This window comes from Aeromicrobium sp. PFPM2_SD2 (genome assembly GCF_057364525.1).
Genome location: NZ_JBNFNZ010000009.1, coordinates 1 through 19847 on the forward strand (window position 1 = coordinate 1; position 19847 = coordinate 19847).

Genomic DNA, 19847 nt, shown 5'->3' on the forward strand with positions numbered 1-19847 from the left:
CGTCGGCTCGGGCGGACGCGCAGGAGGCGCGGCTCGAGGCCGACCGGCTCGAGAAGACCGCGCACGAGCACGAGCACGAGGCCAGCCGCCGGGCCGAGGCGCTCGACGAGGCCCGCGCGAAGGCCGACCGGCTCGACCCCGACGTGGACGAGCACCGCACGTCCGGCGTCACCGAGCACCGCACGACGGAGGTCACCGAGCGCGACCGCGTCATCGATCCCGACACGACCGACCGGGGTCACAAGCACTGAGCACGCTGCGGCGCATGACGGGCACGGACGACCTCGGGACGTCCGTGCCCGTCCCACGTCCGGCCCGCCGCGTCGTCTCGCTCGTCCCCTCGCTGACCGAGGCGCTCGCGGCCACCGGCCGGACGCGCTCGTGGGCGCGACCGACTGGTGCACGCACCCCGCCGACCTGGACGTCGTCCGCGTGCGGGGCACCAAGAACCCCGACCGGGGCGGCGTCGCGGCCCTCGAGCCCGACCTCGTCGTGGCGAACCGCGAGGAGAACCGCGAGCTGGACGTGCGCCGGCTGCGCGACGCCGGCGTCCCGGTGTGGGTCACCGACATCCGCACCGTCGACGACGCCTTCGCCTCGATGCGCCGCCTGCTCGTGGACGCGCTCGGCTGGGAGGTCCCGGCCTGGCTGGAGCAGGCCGAGCGCACGTGGGCCGCTCCCCCGCCGCCCGGCGGACCGCGGGTCGCCGTGCCGGTCTGGCGCGACCCGTGGATGGCCGTCGGCCCCGACACCTTCACCGGCGACGTGCTGCGCAGGCTCGGCGCGGTCAACGTGCTGGACGACGCTGAGGGCCGCTACCCGCGCGTCGAGCTCGCCGACCTGGACCGCGACGGCGTCGACCTCGTCCTGCTGCCCGACGAGCCGTACGTCTTCACCGCCGACGACGGGCCCGAGGCGTTCGTCCGGGTCCCGACCCGGCTCGTGTCCGGACGGCTGCTCACCTGGTACGGCCCCTCCCTCGTCCACGCCCGTGACGCGCTGGCCGAGGTGCTGCGAGCATGACGCGCGTGACGATCGACGACCGCTTCGACGGCCCGGTGCTCGACACCGAGCGATGGGTGCCGCACTACCTGCCGCAGTGGACGACGCCCGACCGCTCGGCCGCCCGGTACGACCTCACCCCCGACGGGTTGCGGCTGCGGATCGACGCCGACCAGCCGGCCTGGCGCGAGGCCGACACGAACGCCGCGGCGCACGTCGTGAAGTCGAACCACCACTCGAAGGTCGCCAGCTCCCACATGCGAACCATCGTTGCTCACACCGAGTGCCTACCGGCAGGGGCAAACCTGAACTGTGGACGGTCGTCGGTTCACCAGCCGGTGGCGTTGGGGTCTGACCACACCGGGCTTAGTTCGCTGGCCGGCGCCCACCGTTGGACGATCTTGGGCTCGAGCTTGGAGTCGTCGACGTACGTCACCCAGGCCTCCCACCGACCCCGTCGTTGCCTCCACTCCGTCACCACACCCTGACGAGGGATCTGCTTGCCCGAGGCCCGGACCCAGACATGCCGGGTGCGGCGCGGGCGTGGCCACGCGTCTCGCTTCCCCGGATTCGCCCCACCCGCTAAGGGTAGAACGCATGTTCGATAGCGTCAGCGGCCCCGGTCGGCTTCGCCATCGCGCCGGGCCACACGCCGGGGGCGGGCACTGGCGGTCACCCGAGCAGCCCGGGCGACCTCCAGGTCGACCAGCGGCTTGCCCGGTTCAGATCGCTGAAGATGGACTTCCTCGGTGCGGTTGGCGGCGACCGCGGGGGTCCAGAGTCGTCGGTACTCGATGACGTTGGGGCAGGTCTCGGTCAGCTGCTCGGCCGCGACCTGTGAGTGCGCACGGCCGGTGGTGGGGTCGAAGACGTCTCGGGCGTAGACGCTGGGCACCCAGCGTCCACCCAGGCCGTCGCCGGTCTCCAAGGCTTCGGCGTAGGACTTCTCCCACCGCAGTTCGATCCGCGCGGCTGAGACCTCGAACGGCACCTCGACGTCGAGGACCTGGACCTCGTAGCCGGCGGCCGCCAGTTCCTGGCCGAGCTGCACCGCCTTGTCCGGCTTGGACAGCACGGTGTCGATCACGATGTTCGTGCCAGCCTCCATCGCCTCCTGGCGCAGATCGTCCGCGAGCCGCGACGACTCTTCGTGGACCAGGGAGGCGAGCTCGAGCGGGAAGAACGACTCGCCGGCACTCTCGCGGTCCTGGACCTCTGGCGGCTTCAGCAGCCGGTCGTAGGAGCCATCGGCGATCGCCTCGCGTAGCAGGCGGGTCTTGAAGTCGTCGGCGTCGATGGTGAGCCAGGCGTCCGCTTCGCCGCGGATCTGGTCGGCGAGGGCGGTGGACTTCCCGGCGCCCGGCGGACCCGCCAGAACGATCGCCCGCCACTCTGCCCGGGCATCGGGTTTCTCGGCCAGGACCTCGGCCTTGAGCCTGCTCCAGAGGCGCCGGCGCGCAGGCGCAGGCACATCCAGATCTCCAGTGGGGAACCACTCACGCTGACGAATGGAGGCGTAGGCGCTCGCGGGCTCGAGCGGACCACCTGGACGCGACAGTTCGCGGATCGCTTCGCGATGAGCTGCGTGCGCGTCGAGAGGGGAGGTCACGAGGCAGGAGTTTGCTGCGCCCGAACAATCTGGTCGAGCACGTCCTCGTAGATCGACTCGTCGATCAGGCCCTTGTCCACGGCCCGCACGACGTCCCGGAACGTCCCGGGCGGGGTGAAGACCAGGTCATCGAGGGGGCCGTCGGTGAGCTCGCCCGTCGCGTACTCCCAGCGGGCCAGCTGGTCGACCAGGTCCTCGCGCGACAGGACGCCGGCGACGTAGCGATCGATGATCTCGTTCGGGGTGCCGCCGGCGAAGCCGGGACGCACCTCAGGAATCTTCGCCGCAGCCTGCAGCTTCCTAGAGATAGTCGGCTGGGCCACGCCCAGCTGCGACGCGATCTCAACCTGAGTGAACTGGGCGCTCAGCGCCTTGACGCTGCGCAGCTCATCCAGCCAGTCGACGCGCTGGCGTCGAGACAGGCGCCGAGCGTTCTGAATCAGCGCCTCGGTTTCCATCAGTGTCACGCCGCCCACCTCCTGTATGTCACCTAGCATACTCCGGCGGAACGACGCGCTCTAGTCCTGCGACGCACTGATGCCGAGGCACAGCGGCGACGAGCCGAGTGCACTACAGAACTATTGGCATGTATTGGCATTTCCTAATTCATCACTAGAATCCTCAATATGGACGCGGAACTGAACCCGTACAGCCCGGGCTCGGGCCGCCGGCCGCCCGAACTGGTCGGCCGCGAAACCGAGCTGGGGGCTTTCGACACGCTGGTCGCGCGCACGCGGGCCATGCGCGGCGACCGAGGGATCGTCCTGACCGGTCTTCGCGGTGTCGGCAAGACGGTCCTGCTCAATGAGATGCAGAGCCATGCGGACCGGTTCGAGTGGATGACCGTCCGGCTGGAGGCGCGTCGCGATGCAGCTGGCGCCGCCGGGGCGCGGCGATCGCTGGCTCGCGGCCTGGTGGCCGCCGCACGCCGCCTGTCTCCACAGTCGCGTACCGAGCGTATGAAGCGCGCACTGCAGACCATCAGCGCGTTCAACGCCACCGTGGGGGCCACGCAGGTCTCCTTGGGCGTCGAGCTGTCGCCCGGGCGTGGCGATTCCGGGGACACCGAGCTGGACGTCCTGGAACTCGTTGAGGACCTGGCGTGGGCCCTGGAGAAGACGGGTCGGGCCTTCGCCCTGTTCATCGATGAGATGCAGGATCTGGATGAGGAGACGCTGGGGGCGTTGATCGCGGCTCAGCATGCCGCGAACCAGCGCGAGTGGCCCTTCTTCATCATCGGGGCGGGCCTGCCGAACTTGCCTCGCGTGTTGACCGAGACGCGCTCCTACGCCGAGCGGCTGTTCAACTACCGCCAGATCGGCCAGCTGAAACCGTCCGAGGCCAGCAGCGCGCTGTCCGAGCCTGCGCTACGGCTGGGGGCGAGCTACACCCCCGAAGCGCTCCAGACGATCCTCGAGGCAGCCGGCGGCTACCCATATTTCCTCCAGGAGTACGGCCAGGCCGTCTGGAACATCGCGCCCCACAAGGTATTCACCGTCGATGACGCGGTGGCGGCCGTCCAGTTCGGCCTCGAGCACCTCGATGCAGGGTTCTTCAGAGCGCGCTGGGACCGGGCGACTCCGTCCGAGCGCCGCTTTCTTCAGGCGATGGCCGACGACCAGGACGCCCCGTCCTCGACAGCGGACATCGCCCGCCGGATGGGTCTGCGGCCTACGAGCTTGGGCCCGTACCGTGCCCAGCTGATGAACAAGGGCCTGATCTACGCCCCCGAGCACGGCCAGGTCGCCTACACGGTGCCGGGCATGGCGGCGTACCTGGCCCGCCACCATCCCGAGGTGGGGGACTAGCGCTTCGGTCGAGCGACGGACGGCTAGCGCTCGAGCCGGTCGGCGCTGTGTGAGACGTCCGGGTCGGAGGTGTCAGCCGCCACGGAGACAAGCAGGCCTCCCAGCATGAACGCCACGATGACCGCTGCCAGGGCTCCGCTGCTGAACGCCGGAATCCAAGGGCGCGAGCTGCCGGCGCTGGACCCGTGAAGGTGGTGGTGGGTCAGGGCGTGCCCCTTGCCGCGTTGCAGCAGGTAGCGATTCAGCGGGAAGGCGGCCAGGAAGGCCACCGCGAGCGCGATCATCATGCTGATCCAGAACTTGGGGTTGACCAGCCCGGCGTCCATAGCGCCCGGGATGACGACCATGACCAAGTTGTCCACGATCTCCATCGTCAGGATCGACAGCGTGTCAGCAGCCAGGACCAAGCTCAACGCGGTCCCGACCGCCAACCCGGCCCGAAGCAGGGGGAGGGTCGAAAGCGCGTAGCCGAAGACGAACGCCAGCGTCACCGAGATCGCGACCGTGGTCGCCGTGCCGAGGCCGGCAGCCGTGCCGATGATCAGGCCGGCGATCTCTCCGATGGCGCAGCCCGTCAAGCAGTGGAGCGTCGCGCTTGCGGCCATCCTGACCGTACTGCCCTCGCCATGATCTGTGGACGGTGCCGCGGACTCAGAACCGGGCGCTGAGTGATGCTCGTGGTGGGTGCTCAAGAGATGCCTCCACTCCTGCGGGTTGGGCTCGTCGGGATCTCCCACGATACCCTAGGGGGGTATCGCGCGGTGGGGTTGAGACTGCTCGCAGATCGGTATCGCTGTCAGCCGATCGCGACGAGCAGCGCCTCGCAGGCCTGCGTGCATGCGCGGCAGGCTTCTGCGCACAGTCGGCAGTGCTCATGCATGCTTGCGTGGGTTTCGCACTCCTCGGCGCAGGATCGGCAGGCGGTCATGCAAGCGGTCAGCACGGCGCGGGTGATGGCCGCGTCGTAGCCGGTGTGGCGGGACAGGACCCGGGCGGTTGTCTCGCACAGGTCGGCACAGTCCAGATCGGTGCGGATGCACTTGCGCAGGTCCGCGATCATATCCTCGCTCAGACAGGCGTCGGCGCAGGCGGTGCACGCTTGAGCGCACTCGATGCACGCCGCGATGCACGTGGCCAGGAGCTCGCGGTCCAGATTGATCGAGGCCGGGTACGCCTCCAGCAACTCAACAGTCTTGTGCGTCATTTCAGTCGCCTTCCACTCGTGGCCGTGTTGGGTGATGCTTCTGTGGGTCCTACCCGCACCGCGGGGTTCTGAACTCCCGCCCGGCCGAGCGGACGGGGCGAACCTCCGGTCGGCCCGGCAGGGAGAGCGCTCAGCTGAGAAGCAGCTTCCAGGTACCTCCGCGGTCCGAGCTGGCGTAGATGCCCTGCGAAGTGGCCGCATACCAGGTCCGGGCTTTGACGCTGATCGCGGCGGGCGCGCCCGCGACCGATCCACCGGCGGGAGCCCAGCCGCGAGCGTCGAGACTGAGCCACACCTGTCCGTCGGTGTCCATCCCAGCGAACGTTCCATCAGGGGTGACGTCGACGTAGGTCAGTGCAGGGGTGTCGTCGACGACCGTCTCTTGACCTGCCTCGACGATGGTGACCGTTCCGTTGGTGCGGGTGGCCATGAAAGACCGTGGACTGTCTGGCATGGCTGCGATGTCGAGCAGGTGCGTCTGGCGCCACCTCTCGCGCCACGTCCGGCCTTGATCGTCGGACTGGATGACAGCGTTCCGGGTCGAGTCGATCGCCGTGATCGTTCCCGTGTCGTGGGCATCGATCGCGTGCAGATCCGATTGCCCTTGCAGGCTGCGGGCCTCCCAGGTCTTGCCGCCGTCGCGGGACTGGATGAAGCCCAGGGGGTTGGGGCGGCCCGCGTCGGCAGGATGCCCGCTGGCGATGAACTGGTCCGGTCCGACGACTCGAAAGCCCATGAAGTCGTCGCGGTGACCGCCGACGCGGGTGGGGGTGCCGTCGTCCTCGAGGCGGTACGTGCCGGTGTGAGTGGCGACATAGAGACGCTTGTCGGCGGGGTTGATGTCGAGTCCGTGGATGTGCTCGAACCGCACAGGCGCGGCTGCGTCGTCGGCGCCGCTGCAGGCGCTGAGCAGAAGGAGGGGGCCGGCGGCGAGGGTCAGGGCGCGTGCGAAGGGGAAGGGCATTGGAGGTTCCTTGCGGAGGCCCTGGAGGGCCGCCGTGTCGGCCGGCCTCCAGGGTGGAGATGAACGAGACGGGTGTCAGCTGCCGAGGAGCTGGGTCATCTGCTCGATCTCGGCTTCCTGGTCACGTTGGATGGTCTTGGCCATCTCGACCGCGGCCGGGTACTTGCCGTCGGACTCTTCCGTCGCGGCCATGTCGACCGCACCCTTGTGGTGCTCGATCATCATGGTCAGGAACATCTCGTCGAACTCCGCGCCGCTGGCCTGCTCCAGGGCGCTCATGTCCTCCTCGGTCATCATGCCGGCCATGTCGTCGCCCCCGCCGGAGTGACCCATCTCCGAGTGGTCCATCCCGCCCATGTCAGAGTCCTGCGGAACGTCTTCGCCCCACGACTCCAGCCACCCGGACATCGTCTCGATCTCCGGGCCCTGGGCCTGGGCGATCTTCTCCGCCAAGTCCAGAACCTGCTGGTTCTGAGTCTGCCCCTGAGCCATCTCGGCCATCTCAGTGGCCTGTCGGTGGTGCGGAATCATCTGCTGGGCGAACGTGACGTCGGCGTCGTTGAATTCGTCGCTCGACGAGCTCGACTCGTCAGAGCAGGCCGTGAGGACGGCCAGGCTGGCCACGGCGGCGAGGGTCGCTGCGAGCATCTTGGTGCGCATTTCTACTCCTGCGGTGCTGAAAGGTGTGTGGGGTCGTCAAAGCTCGCGCGCCACAATGGACGCGCCGACGACGACTCAGCAGCGCAGGATGCAGGTACGTCTCAACGGGGATAACGGCTCAAACGAGCTCGAGACGAATCCCAGGGTGAGCAGGTGGGGGGCAGGCAGTCTCCAGAGAATGCGGTGCAGACGGCCACGACGGGCCATCAGGAACGCTCCGAGTCCGACCAGCAGCATGAAGCAGACGGCCATCAGACCGCCACAGTGCGATCCGCTTAGCGCGCCATGGTGGCTGTCATCGCTCCCGGCCGAAGCAGGGCCGTGAGCAGCATCCGCGTGCATCGGACTCTCGGTGGCCATGGCGCTCAAGGACATGGCGTTCGGGGAGTCCACCGGCACCGCGAGCGCACTGTGCATCCAGACGATGCCCAGCGCTAGAGCCGCCGCGACGACCACCATCAACGACGCAGGGACTCGCATCCCTGTGCGCCTATGCGGTGGCCGGATCGAACTCACTCTCGCATCGTAGATCGAGAGCGCAAAACCCTCATGAGGAAGCCCCTCGGAGCCGCCATACCCTTGGAGTATGGCGCCCGACCGACTCGACAGCCAGCGTGCGAGACCATCGACCGGAGCGCTCGTACTCGCTACCGGCGCAACGTTGGTCGCCACCGTCGGGTGGGTCTTCTTGCACGACCGCCTCGAGGGACTCAACCCGCCGACTCACCTCGCCGTCAGCATCGCCTACCCGCTCATCGCTCTCGCATTCGTTCGGGTCATCTCCCGCAGTGCCATGTGGACATGGTTCAACATCCTCGTCGCCGCGTCGGTCTATCACGTGTTCGTCGAATGGGCCCTCTAGATCCGACCGACGTGCCGCCTCTGCGCCCACCGCCGTGGCAAGCCTGACGGAACGAATCTGACATAAGATCTATTATCGGCGACCTGAAATGTCGCCAGAGTAGCGGCGGCAGGACCGGGCTCGGTCCTCACGTCAGCGGTTGCCAGGAGCTATCCGTGCGCCTGGGGCGGGTGCATTCGCAAGTCACAGCGGTCCCTGCTTCTAGTTGCATCGTCCAGGCCGGAACTGAGTTCGCGGTCGTTCTGCTCCAGTTGCGTTCGCGCGGTCTGGGCGGGGATGTCCCAGATCCTGGCTAGCGTGACGGCGGCGGACTTGAGGTCCCACGGGTGGATGGGATCGGTCTTCACACGCGCGAAGGGCGCGTCGGTCTCCAGCACGATGCGTGCCCGCGGCATCCTGCTGACGAGCGCGCGTCCTTTCGCGCCGGCAAGCATCGCTGGTCCGACACTGAACCAGCAGCCCAGGTTTATCGCCTGGTCGAGGTCGGCCATGGAGCCGGAGAACCAGTGCAGAATCGGCACACCGGAGTCTGGGTGCCGGCGAAGTGCTTCCAGGACCGGGCTGGAGGCTCGCCGGCTGTGGATCGAAAGGATTTTTCCTCCGGCTTGCGAGCAGGCGGAGAGAATGCGTTCGAACACATCAAGCTGATCCTGCCGTGTGCTGTGGGCCGCTGCTCCGTCGAGGCCTACCTCGCCGACGAATGCAGTGTCGGCGAGATAGTCCTCGAACAGGTCGAGTTCGGCTCGCCTCACCGTTGCCAACTCTGGGTGGAGACCTAGCGCTGTCCGGACGCATGGCCTCCCGTTCTCGAGTGCCTTGGTTCCTGGCCATGCCGACGGAGTCGTGGTCACCGAGACGATCCCGATGCCCTCCCGTTGGATTCGGTCTGCGACCTTGTGCGGGTCGGGGTAGAGGTCGAGGTGGCAGTGGAAGTCGATCACGAGACTCCAAGGTGTCGATGCAGTGCAGCGAGTTCGTCGACTCCTCGGCCGATCATCGCCCGGATGGCCTGGCGGTCCTCGATGTAGCGGCTACTGAGCGACGGGCCGATCCACCGGTCGATGCCATCGGTGTCCACCGATGCTCTTGCCATCGCGACTGACCGCACGTCGTCGAAGGCAGCGTGGTCCTCGTCGCGGCGCCCTAGGTCGGGATAGACGTAGTCGGTGGGGTCGGCGGTGCCCCAGTTGAGGAAGGCGGCGCGCCTGACCTGGCAGGGCACACAGCGGCCGCAGTGGCGGTACCCGTAGCGCTGGAATCGTCCGCAGCTGGTCGACTCGCCAGCAAGCGAGGACAGCAGTGACTGGTCGGAGCAGTCGCGCAGCATCTCGCCCTTGGTGTGCTCGCGGTAGGGGTTCTCGATCACGATGTCGAGACCAACGCTTCCGAGGACTGCTTGGATGGCACCCAGGAACTGGGGGTGGGCGGTGCGCGTACTGAGACTGCCCAGCCGTGCTGGGGTGAGGGGCGGGTTGATCGCGATGAAGCCGTTCTCGCACAGGTACAGCGTGACCTCCGTGCCTGCGTCGTACCGTGCGGTAGAGGAGGCCGCAAGGATGCCGAACGCGATGAACGCCAGTGATCGTGCTCGCTGAGAGGTCTCCTTCCCGGGACGGTGCGGGGTGGCGTTGTGGTTCAGCTCGAGGTGCTCGAGGCCGCCGCCGATGCTGGCGGCGAACTTCGCTTGCGTGGTGCGATCGCCGCGGACGGTCTGGCTGACCGCCAGTAGCGACTGACCTCCGGCAGTGAGGTCGATGGCCCCGATCAGGCTGTCCAGGCCTCCCGAGAGCAAGGTGACTGCGTCTGCGTCGGGGCGACGCACCTTCGCCGGCGTCGAGGGGTGTTGTGCACCGCCGATGAAGTGCAGGCTCCAGCGGTCGGTGGTGAGGAAGTTCAGCGCCCCGGTGAGGGGCTGGGTCACACTGTTCCACAGGTCAGGATCCGAGACCGCTACATTCAATTCCAGTTCGCGGGTCCAGCCGTCGGGGCTGTTGGAGCGGCGGGCGGTAGTGTCGGCCACGACGGCGGCGAGAGCGAGCGAGGCGAAGTCCCAGGCCAACGTTGCGGGGGCGAGCTTGCGGCGCCGGAACGCGCGCGCTGGCGGCGCCCCCGGCCCCTGCCAGGCCCGCACCCGGAGCGCCGTCGAAGAGGCAGACGCCCACTGCCCCATCGGCAGCGCTCTCGGCGACCACGCGAGGACCGCATTCGAACCTCATCTCAGGTACTCCTCGAAGATCAACAGCGTCTCGGCGAGGGCTGATCGCACCATCGCGGCTACTCCTTGCGAGGTTGGGGTCGCTCCTCGATCGCGGGCACGTCGGAAGCCAGCCGCGACCTGCTCCCTGATGTAAGCCTGGATCTGCTTCATCCGGGACAGGGCGGCGGTGGCGTCGGGCGCATTCTCGATGACAGTGCGCTGCATGTCGAGGGCGAACCGGTTATAGACGTCGAGGGCGGTGTAGCGCTCGATGACGAAGTCTCGCTGGGCTGCGTCCAAGGCGAGGGGGTCAGCATCTGGGAACTGCTCGAGGAGGTCGGAGAGGGCATCGCGCACGGCGCGGCGTGAGGCCTCGGCGTCCTGGGTGCCGTCGACGGGACGCACGGCTTCGACGATCGCGTCCACGATCTGGTTGGCATCGGCGCCGGAGGCGAGAACCTGGTCGCGCAGATCCGCGCCGTCGGGGCTCTGCCCGGACGTGACAACTCCGCCGAGCCGGCTCGCCGTCGCGGAGGAGGCTGCGAGGCGGCGGCCCATGGTGCTGGCTCCGCCATACCCACTGCTGACGTAGTGGCCCACCGCCCGTCGTAGGTCGGCGGTGTCGCCGCGGCGGGCGAAACTGCCCAAGGAGCGTCGGGCGTCGCGGAATCTGCCGGGACCAGCGAGGGGAGAGGTGGCGGGCTCCGGTGGCGTGTCGTCGGTGTCGCTGGGCTCGGTACTAGTGGGCTCAGGCGACGGCGAGTCGGGGGTCGGTTCGGGTTCGGGTGACAGGTCGGCGGCCCACGGCGGTACGAGGGCAACACCGGCACCCGGCCCCGAGCTACTTTGCGAGGTTCCCACGGGACTCCTGACGAGTGATGGCCGCCTTGACGGGCCCGCTGACGCCCCTGGATCGCCAGGCGGTGAAGACTTGACCTGCCCACGGCTGGTCGCCGATCTTGGGCACGATGCTGGCCTGGATCTGGCTGGGGGGCCGCTCGATGAGGAAGCCAGCCAGGCTGTCGGCGTGCATGGGTTCGCTGTAGGAGAGGGCGAGGCAGGCATCGAGGATCGGTGGTGCACCCCACTCCTGTTCCTGGCCGGCGCGGTCGAGCAGTCGGCGCATCATGACCGCGGTGTCCGCTGGCGCCAGCGGGGCGAGCCGGTCACTGAGCGAGTGCGCCATGTCCGGGTGCTCGAGTAGCGCCGACAGGAGTTCGGCTGCCTCAGAGGAGAGGCGGTCCTCGGGGAACACCAGGGGCGCGTGCTCCCGGCTGACGTAGAGCGCGCCCCGCAGGTCCTCGTTGGCCAGGGCCGGCGGGAGCGCGAGCCATTCGGCCAGTGAGGGGTCGCTCCAGCCTCCCTCGAGGGTGAGGTCCTCCCCAGCGACGGCGGCGGTTTCCCAGGGCTCCAGGAAGGCTGGTGCACCCCGGTCGCTGCTGCTCACCGCGGCCACCAGCTCGGAGTAGACCCGGCCGGGGCAAGGCGCTCGAAGAGCAGCAGCTTGGTGAGCACCGCTTCGTTCACGCCCACGCCCTGGGCTGCGGAGATGGACATCCTGATGGACAGGGCGTTGAGGAACCTCTTGATGAGCCGCGGATTGCCCGCGATCCCGGTGGCCGTCGCCATCAGCGGTGCCAACCGGTCGGCGGTGTCGAGCCTGGCCACGAGGTCCGCCGGGAGCGTCACCCCCAGACCCTGGACAAACCCTCGATCGACTCGCTTGCCCTGCCACGCCTGCTTCAGCTGCTGGGCTACCGCGTCCCGGATTTTCTTCTTGTCCGGCATGCTCAGTGTGCTGTTCTCAACGAACAGCATCATCAGATACGCGCGGACTTCCTGGGTGCCGAGGCCGGGAACTTTGATCGGGATCTGGATGAGCTTGTCGAAGTAGTTGGTGACCAAGGAGTCGTCCGGCAGGCCCTGGAAGTGCTGCCGTACGGCGTACCTGATCATGTCGTCGTCCGCCGCGATCACGAACGCGGTGTTCTGGAGGAACAGGAACAGCCGGATCGCCTCCAGCGTCGAGATGGTCGTCGGCGGCAAGCAGCGGTCGAGGTCGTCGATCAGGACCACCAGGGTGATCCCGAGCGCCTCCAGGGCGGCCTCGAAGTCGTCGCGCAGGGCCTGGATCTCCTTAGGCGGCGTGGACCCTTGCTTGGGGTCGAGCAGCCCGGCCGCGGCGGCGGACAGCTCCCCGGCGGACTGGTCGCCGGCGGCGAGCTCCGTGGCGTCGAGGTCTCCGCGGAGGGTCTCCTTGACCAGGCCAGCAACCGGCCCGGCAAGCCCGACGGGTGGCAGGCCCAGCGCCAGGGAGGCGGCCGGAGCTGCCACCAGCTTGATCAGCCGCAACCAGCGGACCCGCTTGAGAAAGTCGTTGACCTTGTCCAGGCCGGTCTCCCGTGCCTCCGCCTCTTCGGCAAGCTTAGCCGCGATCACCTCTAGCAGCGCGGCCCGCGCGTCATCGTAACCTTGGTATAGCCACGCGTTGAACTCAACGAAGACGTACTTGCTCGGCCCGTCCTTCGGCTGGTGTCGATCGAAGGCGACCTTGGTCAGCTTGATCATCGATGACTTGCCGACGCCCCAGGCGCCGGAGATGCCGATTGAGACCGGTCGACCGCTCGCCTGCACGACGAGCTCGGCGACGGTGGCCGCGACGCCATCGAAGTTCAGCAGATCGCGGTCCGTCTCATTGTCCGGCCACATCGAGATCCGGTCCCTTCCCCGCGACGACGACACCTTCTGACAACCGGGCTCTGACACCCGAGCCACCACTCTACGAAGACCCGAGGCCCTGGACCGCCACTTTCGTCGCGCGACCGCCGTGTTTCACCACGCGTACAACACGGGATGCGGAGATCCCGCTGCTTACCTGATCAACGCCGCTCTCGACATCCACGCCGATGATCCCGAGTTCGGGTACCGGTTCGTGGCCGACGAGCTTGAGGCGATCGACCACGTCTCTTCCGAGCGGAGGTCGCCAAGGCCGTTGCTGGCACTCTTGTTGCGGCTGCTGGGCGAGCAGGACGAGTGCGCCGAGTCCATCGCGCGGTCCACCGGGTCAGCACATCGGGGACATCATCCGGTTCAACGCCACGGTTTCTTGCACGGAGGTCCCGCACGAGGATTACGAAACGCGACATGACCGTGCTCCGCTGGATCGCCGCGCTCGAGCTGACCTGCACCGCCACTAGGCCGCCAGCGCGCGATCGCGGCGCCGCTATACCTTCAGCTGGCGGAACGGTCGGCGAGCACCTGGTCGTGGCGCTCGCGCGCTTCGGTCACGTCGCGGGCCAGCAGGATGCCTCGGGCCACGACCCAGACGGCCAGGAGTAGACCGCCGGCGGCCGCGGCGATCGAGCTGGTGATCGCTCCGATCGCAGCGCCGGTGTTCGTCGACTCCTCCATCTCTCGGCTGACGATGTCGATGTCGACCGAGGTGACGTTGACCAGGCAGAAGAACATGACGATCGAGCCGAAGACAGAGAGGGCCAGACCTCCGTAGAGGACGTTCCTAAGCTTGTTCTCGCTGTCGGTGACCGCGTTCTTGCTTAGGCGCAGAGCGCCGCTGCTGTCCGCGGACGTCGCGTCGCCGGCCTCGCGCTTCTGGAGTTGCTGCCACACGGGCTCATCGGTCCCGCGGTTAGCGATGGGCTGTGCCGCGCTGGTCTTCTCGTTGGTCACCGCAGCACCGTAGGCGAGCAGGCCGAGCCGTGGGGACGAAACGGGTGACGAGCCGGTCACCTCAAAGAAAGCTGATCTTCCGCCAGGCGCCTGTCGATCTCCCGAGAGATATCGTAGAAGTCGTCCGCGAGCCGCCGGCCGGCGTCCAGCGCCTGGGTGATGTGGAGCCTGTACGTCCCCATGATGATGACCTTCTCGTCGGTCTCGTACGTGAGCCCCCAGGTGTGCGCAGCGACGTCGCGCAGACTCGCTGAGCCCGTGTCGCGAAGCTTCTTCTGGTCGCCCCTGCCGTCTCCCCACGACCAGGCCTCGGAGTGAGTCAGCGCGTCGCGGATCGTTTGCAGGTGCGGCGCAGCAGCGGCGAAACGATCGCGGGACCGCTCTAGATGTATCACCAGATCGGCCGTGTCGATCTTCTCGGCCACTGCCTCGAGCGCGTGCCGCTGGAGCTTGACCATCTGGTGCAGCCGCGCGAGCGCTAACGGCAGCATGTGGACATCGAGCATCTGGTGCCAAGGTTGGGCGGGAGCCGCGACGCGCTGTGCCGCGAGGCGAGCCGCGTTCAACCAGATTCGAGTCTCCGACACCACGATCGCGTGCGGAGCGTCCGCCGGCGACCAATCCCCAGCTGGCGGCACCACTGGCTGCTCATCCCCATCGCTCATGGCGGCATGCTGCCACCGGCTGGGTCGTTCCGGGCCCAAACGTCGGAGGCCCGTGGCACGATCGCCGCCATGACGGACGATCCGGTGGCGGAGGGGCCCGAGCTGGTGGGGCTGAAGGACGCCGCTGCGAACTGCGGAGTGCCGACCAGCGTGCTCAAGCATCTGGCTGAGCACCAGCAGCTTCCCGGCGCCACACGCGGTCCGCGCGGGCACGTGATGTTCCACCGCGACCAGGTGCCGAGCTGGTCGCAAGTCATCGCCGAGCTCGAGGAAGCTCTCGCCGACGAGCTGCGCCGCGCCAAGCACGCGCTCGCACGGGTGAAGCGCGAGATCGAGGCGGTCGACAACGACATCGAAATGGCGCTGGAAAACCCGCGGGACCGATTCGGTGACGACCTGGAAGCCTTCAGCCCGTTCCAGCTGCACGGTGGCTCGACCCTGCAGGCAGCACTCCAGCGACTCAACAACGCCAAGATCGGCGCTTCCCTGCACCAGCGGGCCCTGGCCGATGCCCTGTACTACGTGCCGAAGAACTGAGGGGCGGCGTCGGTAGAAGTTCAGGCGTCGGAGCGGATGCCGAACACCTGCCAGTCCTCGGGATGCGGGTGCGCAATGTCGGCAGCACGTAGCTTGCCAAGGCCTCGGCGCACCTGGGTCTGCGCTGACTGGACGTCGCTGACGATGCGAGCACCTAAGCCGGCAGGGGAGCTGGACTGGGGACCCAACCCAATGCAGAGAAGCTGGCCTGTCGGCTCAGCTCAGGCGGTCACAGAAGACGCAGAAAACACGAGTTGGTCTGGCTCGCGCACGAGAGCCCAACTGGGCGGTCACAGACCGGACAGCCACCTGCTCCTTGGCATCTTGGGCGTCGCAGAATAGGTATCCCTGATGCACATCGCACACGGGCTTCCCAGAGTTGTGCACGAAACGCGAAGACAGGCGAGATCCAGTCACCAACTCGCCGCGATCCGATGACGTACGATGGCCGCATGGATCAGGCACCTATCGCTGCAACTGCTGCTGAGACGCGGGGCGAACTTCTCCGCGTCTCAGGCAGCGGCTACACGAAGGTGCGCCACATCTTGTGCCAACTGCCGCGCACGTCCGGGGAGCGCGTGAGCGTCCTGGGACCGCTTGTGCGCGACAGGAAGCGCCGCTCCCTACAACTCTATCTGCTCCTGCTTACGGCATGGCCTTGGCTGAAGAACCAGCCCAGGCCGCTTCCTTCCGCGGTTTGGGCGCGAGCACTGAGCACGACTTCCGGTCGAAAGTGGACGATCAGCAATGTCTCGTCAGCCTGGAACGACCTTGAAGCGAGGAACTTGATCACTCGCCAACGACTTTCGCGCGGCGTCTGGATCGAGCCGCGTCGTGAGGATGGAGCGCTCGAGTACAAGCCACCTGGCGTCGACGCCCCCACCGCCGACGACCCATACGAGTTCTACTTCGTGCTTCCTCCAGAGTTCTGGACCGAAGAGTGGTTCGAGCGACTCTCTCTCCCGGGACTGGCCGTTCTACTCGTCCTGCTCAGCTGCACGAACAAGGACGACGAAGTCTGGATGTCACAGGAGCAACTCGCCGACTGGTACGGCATCGGGAAGCGGTCGGTCGCCAGTGCAGTCAGCGAGCTTCAGTCGCTGGACCTGCTGGACGTTCGCGAAGTCTGGGTCAAGTCCGCACTGTCCAGCCTTGGCGTGACTCAACGAACGTACTACCGACTACTCGGTCCCTTCAGCACTCCCTACAGGGCCGCACTTCGAGCCGCTGCCCAGACGGCCGTTGAGAAGCGCCTACAAGACTTTTCACCCGACCTCACCGACACCCCCGCAACGACGCCAATGGACCGACTCCCATGAAGACAGCCTTCCTCGACGAAACCAAGCGCAAGACCTACATGCTCTGCGCTGTCGTCGTCGTGCCTGCAGACCTCACGGTGGTGCGAAAAGAACTCCAGCTCATCAAGGGCAAGTATCGGTCGATTCACATGACCGACAGGAACAGCGCCGAACGCATGGCGTATGCGAGCGCTCTCGGCCGGATGCCGGTCGAAGGGCTCGTCGCGTCCGCGCGAGCGCGAAATGACCGCCAAGCGCGTGACCTGCTCCTGGAACGAACCGCTCAGCGCTTGCTCGACATGGGGGTCGAACGACTGATCCTCGAGTCGTGCGACCAGGACCTCGAGGACCGCCGCATCCTTCAGCGGACGCTTGGTCCGCGACCGTCCATGATCTACGAACACCGAGACAAGACTGAGCTCCTGCTCTGCCTTCCGGACATCCTGGGGTGGTCATACGGGCGGGGCGGCAAGTTCCGCGAGGCGGTCAAGCCGATCGCAACTGACCTAGGAACCTTCGACGCGTAAACGCAAATCAGCCCCGCCGAGGCGAGGCTGATTGAGCGGGCCAGCAAGGCTAGAAACCGTCAAGGAGACTGCCGCAAGCGGTACTTACGTCTCGGAGACTTCCTACACTCACCACTTCCGACGACTACTGCCGCCAGCACACCCAAGTATGCACAGCGCAGGCCCCCGACTCAACCCGACCACGCGAATGCCTCACCGTGGGAACCCACCGCGGGCCATCGCCGAGCTGGCGGCCTCGCCGCATCTCACCCTGCCGGACAGATTGGAGACCTGCACTGTACTTGACGATTTTTCACCTCGAATGAGGTAGGCTTTCGTAAAGTCGGATCTTCCCTCCGCTCTGAAAGGCCCAGATATGACACAGGTTGCTACGAACGAGGAGGCGGACGATCGTCTGCGCTCCCTCGGCCTGACGGTCGGGATGATCACTCGCGCACTGCTCCGGGCAGACGCCGAAGCAAAACTAGTGACAGAACTCGAGCCCCCGACTGCTGGCGGGACCACCCGCTACGGCAAGACGGTGGGTTTCTTCCGCGAGGAGGTCGTCCCACTGGGGTGGACGTACGACAACTCCCGGAACTACTGCAAGACCATCAGTCCCGACGGGACTATCGCGATCGTGGTCAGTTCGGGTGACGAGAACACGGGGATCGCAACGGCAACTCCGCCCTCTACGAAGTACCCCAAGGGTGAGCTCACGGTCACGGCCGTACGGGCGAACGCAATGCAGCTTGCCCTCGACCTCGGCGAGGAGTACGAGCAGGGCGAGCTTGCCGGCGACGCGACCATTTGGCTGCTGATTCAGCGGGTCACCGACGACGTCATCTATGCCGAACTCTCGCTACCGACGCAGATCCACGCTGGAATCATCCGGGACTGGGACGAGCGGATCATCCTTCCGCCCATCACCCGCGAAGATCCGCTGCCCGACGCTGACTTCCAGGACCTGCCGGATGACGGAGAGCCGGGCTACACGGTTGATGTCAGTCCGCGCTAGTCCCGGCACCATCATTCCTCGGCAAAGGATCACTTCCCCATGTTCAACCCCACCCGACTGTCCGCTGCCCGCAAGCGGCGCGGATGGACTCTCACTGCGCTTTCGTCCGAAACCGGTATCAGCCGAGTCAGCCTTTCGGCCTACGAGAACGGCCGTCAAGAGCCGTCAGAGACCGCGGTCGCTCTCCTAGCAGAGAAGCTCAGGGTCCGGCCAGAATTTCTACAAGGCCCGGACTTGGAAGAGATTCCCGTGGATGCCGTGAGCTTTCGCGCTCTGAGCAAGATGACAGCCCGGGCCCGAGACAGGGGCCTGGGTTCCGGCCGGATCGCAATCCTCATCGACGACTGGATCCGTGACCGGTTCAATCTCCCCTCGCCCGATGTGCCGACGTTGTCCGGGCGAGAGCCGGAACTTGCGGCAGATGAGCTGCGTGCGCGATGGGGTCTTGGCGACAAGCCGATCGGAAATACGGTCCATCTGCTCGAAGCGCATGGCGTACGCGTCTACTCCCTCACGGACGAAAACAAGGATCTTGACGCCTACTGCCTGCACTGGCAGGAGCAACCCTTTGTTTTCCTTAGTATGAACAAGTCTGCCGAACGAGGACGCTTCAACGCCGCGCATGAACTTGGGCACCTCGTCCTTCACAGTGAGGATGCGGTCCCACACGGACCGGAAGCAGAGCAACAGGCGAACCAGTTCGCGGCCGCGTTCCTCATGCCGAGGTCCGGAGTCCTCGCCCAAGGCCTGCACAACGCTTCCGTGGACCGGATCTTGATGGCGAAGAGACGATGGAACGTAGCTGCCATGGCGATGGCGCACCGCGCTAACGAGTTGGGTCTAATGAGCGAGTGGGCATACCGGTCCGTGTGTATAGACCTGGCCCGCCGCGGCTACCGCAGAGGGGAGCCGAACGGCATTCCACGCGAGTCGTCCCAGCTCCTCACGAAGGTTCTCAAGCAACTGCGTGCCGACGGGGTCGGCCTGGCAACCATCGCGGGTGATCTTGGTCTGGACGTCGAAGAAGTCCAGAGTTACATGCTGGGGCTCACACCCACGGCCATTGGAGGGCGCCCCGAGCGCGCATCCGGGCAACACCGCGCCGAGCTCAGATTGGTTGAGTAAGCGCTGGGCAGCCCATGCGGCAGCATGGCCGATAATGATCGTTATGACAAATACGCTCCTTTCGTCATAATTTTTGTTGGTTGAGTGCCGCCCCTCGCACGCCCCCGCTACGCCTGCGGTTGCCTGCAGTGGACGATGGGGGCATGCGCATCCAGCTGTTGTACTTCGATGACTGTCCCAACTGGGAGGTCACCCACTCCCGCCTCCGCCAAGTGCTTGACGCGATGAGACTCGGCGCGAGGTGGAGACGGTCTTGGTGAACACTCCGGAGCAAGCAGAGCGCTGGAACTTCCACGGCTCCCCGACGATCCTTATCGACGGCCAAGACCCCTTCGCACAGCCGGGCGCTCCCGTGGGGCTCTCCTGCCGGCTCTACCAGACACCCGCCGGACTCGAGGGTTCGCCGACGGGCGATCAACTAGCAGAAGCGCTGGCTCACTCATAGCGGGCCGCGCGGCGCCTTAGCAGGTCGACGAATAGCGCTCGGCACTCACAGGGGCAGCTCCGTTCCGCTGATCCAGCCGCGCATCTCGTCGACCATGCCGTCCCACAGGCCGCTGACGAGCAGGACGCCCATCACCACGAGCAGCGCCCCGCCGACCAGGCCCACGACGCGCTGGTGGCGCTTGAACCAGCGCAGCGCGCGGGTGAAGCGCGCGAACGCGACCGCGGCCACCACGAAGGGGATGCCCAGGCCCAGGCAGT

24 protein-coding genes and 2 pseudogenes are annotated in these 19847 nt (G+C 66.8%); 10 read left to right on the top strand and 16 right to left on the bottom strand.

All coding sequences use genetic code 11. From position 1 onward, the window contains the following. From AC2W7G_RS01450 to AC2W7G_RS01460, 3 genes and pseudogenes are all read left to right on the top strand, one after another. Positions 1-251: hypothetical protein (locus tag AC2W7G_RS01450; protein WP_485866859.1), on the top strand; the 251-nt coding region annotated here is incomplete at its 5' end. A gap of 14 nt (positions 252-265) precedes the next feature. After that, positions 266-1023, top strand: a pseudogene (locus tag AC2W7G_RS01455) (helical backbone metal receptor). After that, on the top strand, positions 1020-1490 hold the full coding sequence (locus tag AC2W7G_RS01460; protein WP_485866860.1) for a hypothetical protein: 471 nt from the start codon (positions 1020-1022) through the stop codon (positions 1488-1490). Before AC2W7G_RS01455 ends, AC2W7G_RS01460 begins: the two are co-directional and overlap by 4 nt. Positions 1491-1612: 122 nt before the next feature. Here AC2W7G_RS01460 and AC2W7G_RS01465 read toward each other — a convergent pair whose 3' ends face one another. Further along, the gene (locus tag AC2W7G_RS01465) at positions 1613-2611 is read right to left on the bottom strand and encodes a zeta toxin family protein (protein WP_485866861.1); all 999 of its coding nucleotides are present in this window, start codon (positions 2609-2611) and stop codon (positions 1613-1615) included. Further along, the gene (locus AC2W7G_RS01470; protein WP_485866862.1) at positions 2608-3087 is read right to left on the bottom strand and encodes a LexA family transcriptional regulator; all 480 of its coding nucleotides are present in this window, start codon (positions 3085-3087) and stop codon (positions 2608-2610) included. The genes AC2W7G_RS01465 and AC2W7G_RS01470 overlap by 4 nt, the downstream gene beginning before the upstream one ends. A gap of 150 nt (positions 3088-3237) precedes the next feature. Here AC2W7G_RS01470 and AC2W7G_RS01475 point away from each other — a divergent pair, with 150 nt between their 5' ends. Continuing rightward, positions 3238-4419: an ATP-binding protein gene (locus AC2W7G_RS01475; protein WP_485866863.1), complete on the top strand. Its 1182-nt coding sequence runs from the start codon at positions 3238-3240 to the stop codon at positions 4417-4419. Between the two features lie 23 nt (positions 4420-4442). Here AC2W7G_RS01475 and AC2W7G_RS01480 read toward each other — a convergent pair whose 3' ends face one another. The 5 genes from AC2W7G_RS01480 to AC2W7G_RS01500 all read right to left on the bottom strand — a co-directional run bounded on the left by AC2W7G_RS01480 (position 4443) and on the right by AC2W7G_RS01500 (position 7709). After that, positions 4443-5024: a DUF4396 domain-containing protein gene (locus AC2W7G_RS01480; protein WP_485866864.1), complete on the bottom strand. Its 582-nt coding sequence runs from the start codon at positions 5022-5024 to the stop codon at positions 4443-4445. Between the two features lie 191 nt (positions 5025-5215). Further along, positions 5216-5623 (bottom strand): four-helix bundle copper-binding protein, encoded by a 408-nt coding sequence (locus tag AC2W7G_RS01485; protein ID WP_485866865.1) that lies wholly within the window; start codon positions 5621-5623, stop codon positions 5216-5218. Between the two features lie 130 nt (positions 5624-5753). Then, positions 5754-6587 carry a F510_1955 family glycosylhydrolase gene (locus tag AC2W7G_RS01490; protein ID WP_485866866.1) on the bottom strand — a complete coding sequence of 278 codons (834 nt, stop codon included), beginning with the start codon at positions 6585-6587 and terminating at the stop codon, positions 5754-5756. Positions 6588-6662: 75 nt separating this feature from the next. Then, positions 6663-7247 (bottom strand): DUF305 domain-containing protein, encoded by a 585-nt coding sequence (locus tag AC2W7G_RS01495; RefSeq protein WP_485866867.1) that lies wholly within the window; start codon positions 7245-7247, stop codon positions 6663-6665. 75 nt (positions 7248-7322) lie between these two features. Then, a complete protein-coding gene (locus tag AC2W7G_RS01500; protein ID WP_485866868.1) occupies positions 7323-7709 on the bottom strand; it encodes a hypothetical protein in 387 nt (128 codons plus the stop codon). Between the two features lie 124 nt (positions 7710-7833). Here AC2W7G_RS01500 and AC2W7G_RS01505 point away from each other — a divergent pair, with 124 nt between their 5' ends. After that, a complete protein-coding gene (locus tag AC2W7G_RS01505; RefSeq protein ID WP_485866869.1) occupies positions 7834-8109 on the top strand; it encodes a hypothetical protein in 276 nt (91 codons plus the stop codon). A 149-nt stretch (positions 8110-8258) separates the two neighbouring features. Here AC2W7G_RS01505 and qatD read toward each other — a convergent pair whose 3' ends face one another. The 8 genes from qatD to AC2W7G_RS01545 form a co-directional block, all read right to left on the bottom strand. Further along, positions 8259-9050 carry a Qat anti-phage system TatD family nuclease QatD gene (gene qatD, locus AC2W7G_RS01510; RefSeq protein WP_485866870.1) on the bottom strand — a complete coding sequence of 264 codons (792 nt, stop codon included), beginning with the start codon at positions 9048-9050 and terminating at the stop codon, positions 8259-8261. Continuing rightward, on the bottom strand, positions 9047-10240 hold the full coding sequence (gene qatC, locus AC2W7G_RS01515) for a Qat anti-phage system QueC-like protein QatC (RefSeq protein WP_485866871.1): 1194 nt from the start codon (positions 10238-10240) through the stop codon (positions 9047-9049). Before qatC ends, qatD begins: the two co-directional genes overlap by 4 nt. An 81-nt stretch (positions 10241-10321) precedes the next feature. Beyond that, positions 10322-10906 (bottom strand): Qat anti-phage system associated protein QatB, encoded by a 585-nt coding sequence (qatB, locus tag AC2W7G_RS01520; protein ID WP_485866872.1) that lies wholly within the window; start codon positions 10904-10906, stop codon positions 10322-10324. A gap of 241 nt (positions 10907-11147) precedes the next feature. Continuing rightward, entirely contained in the window at positions 11148-11753 is a 606-nt protein-coding gene (locus AC2W7G_RS01525; protein ID WP_485866873.1) for a hypothetical protein, read from the bottom strand. Continuing rightward, entirely contained in the window at positions 11750-13015 is a 1266-nt protein-coding gene (locus tag AC2W7G_RS01530; RefSeq protein WP_485866874.1) for a KAP family P-loop NTPase fold protein, read from the bottom strand. Before AC2W7G_RS01530 ends, AC2W7G_RS01525 begins: the two co-directional genes overlap by 4 nt. Positions 13016-13085: 70 nt before the next feature. Then, the gene (locus tag AC2W7G_RS01535) at positions 13086-13268 is read right to left on the bottom strand and encodes a hypothetical protein (RefSeq protein ID WP_485866882.1); all 183 of its coding nucleotides are present in this window, start codon (positions 13266-13268) and stop codon (positions 13086-13088) included. A gap of 269 nt (positions 13269-13537) precedes the next feature. Then, entirely contained in the window at positions 13538-13993 is a 456-nt protein-coding gene (locus AC2W7G_RS01540) for a hypothetical protein (RefSeq protein WP_485866875.1), read from the bottom strand. 56 nt (positions 13994-14049) lie between these two features. Continuing rightward, positions 14050-14658 carry a hypothetical protein gene (locus AC2W7G_RS01545; RefSeq protein WP_485866876.1) on the bottom strand — a complete coding sequence of 203 codons (609 nt, stop codon included), beginning with the start codon at positions 14656-14658 and terminating at the stop codon, positions 14050-14052. Positions 14659-14727: 69 nt separating this feature from the next. Here AC2W7G_RS01545 and AC2W7G_RS01550 point away from each other — a divergent pair, with 69 nt between their 5' ends. The 5 genes from AC2W7G_RS01550 (at position 14728) to AC2W7G_RS01570 (ending at position 19142) form a co-directional block, all read left to right on the top strand. Continuing rightward, positions 14728-15195, top strand: coding sequence for a hypothetical protein (locus AC2W7G_RS01550; protein WP_485866877.1), 468 nt, complete (start codon positions 14728-14730; stop codon positions 15193-15195). A 452-nt stretch (positions 15196-15647) separates the two neighbouring features. After that, positions 15648-16514 carry a helix-turn-helix domain-containing protein gene (locus tag AC2W7G_RS01555; protein WP_485866878.1) on the top strand — a complete coding sequence of 289 codons (867 nt, stop codon included), beginning with the start codon at positions 15648-15650 and terminating at the stop codon, positions 16512-16514. Beyond that, complete coding sequence (locus AC2W7G_RS01560) at positions 16511-17020, top strand: hypothetical protein (protein WP_485866879.1); 510 nt, start codon at positions 16511-16513, stop codon at positions 17018-17020. Before AC2W7G_RS01555 ends, AC2W7G_RS01560 begins: the two co-directional genes overlap by 4 nt. A gap of 355 nt (positions 17021-17375) precedes the next feature. Continuing rightward, on the top strand, positions 17376-18017 hold the full coding sequence (locus AC2W7G_RS01565; RefSeq protein ID WP_485866880.1) for a hypothetical protein: 642 nt from the start codon (positions 17376-17378) through the stop codon (positions 18015-18017). Between the two features lie 39 nt (positions 18018-18056). Continuing rightward, complete coding sequence (locus AC2W7G_RS01570; protein WP_485866881.1) at positions 18057-19142, top strand: ImmA/IrrE family metallo-endopeptidase; 1086 nt, start codon at positions 18057-18059, stop codon at positions 19140-19142. A gap of 490 nt (positions 19143-19632) precedes the next feature. On the opposite strand, the pseudogene AC2W7G_RS01575 reads toward AC2W7G_RS01570, so the two are convergent. Next, a pseudogene (locus tag AC2W7G_RS01575) lies at positions 19633-19847 on the bottom strand (cytochrome c biogenesis protein CcdA); the annotation flags it as partial.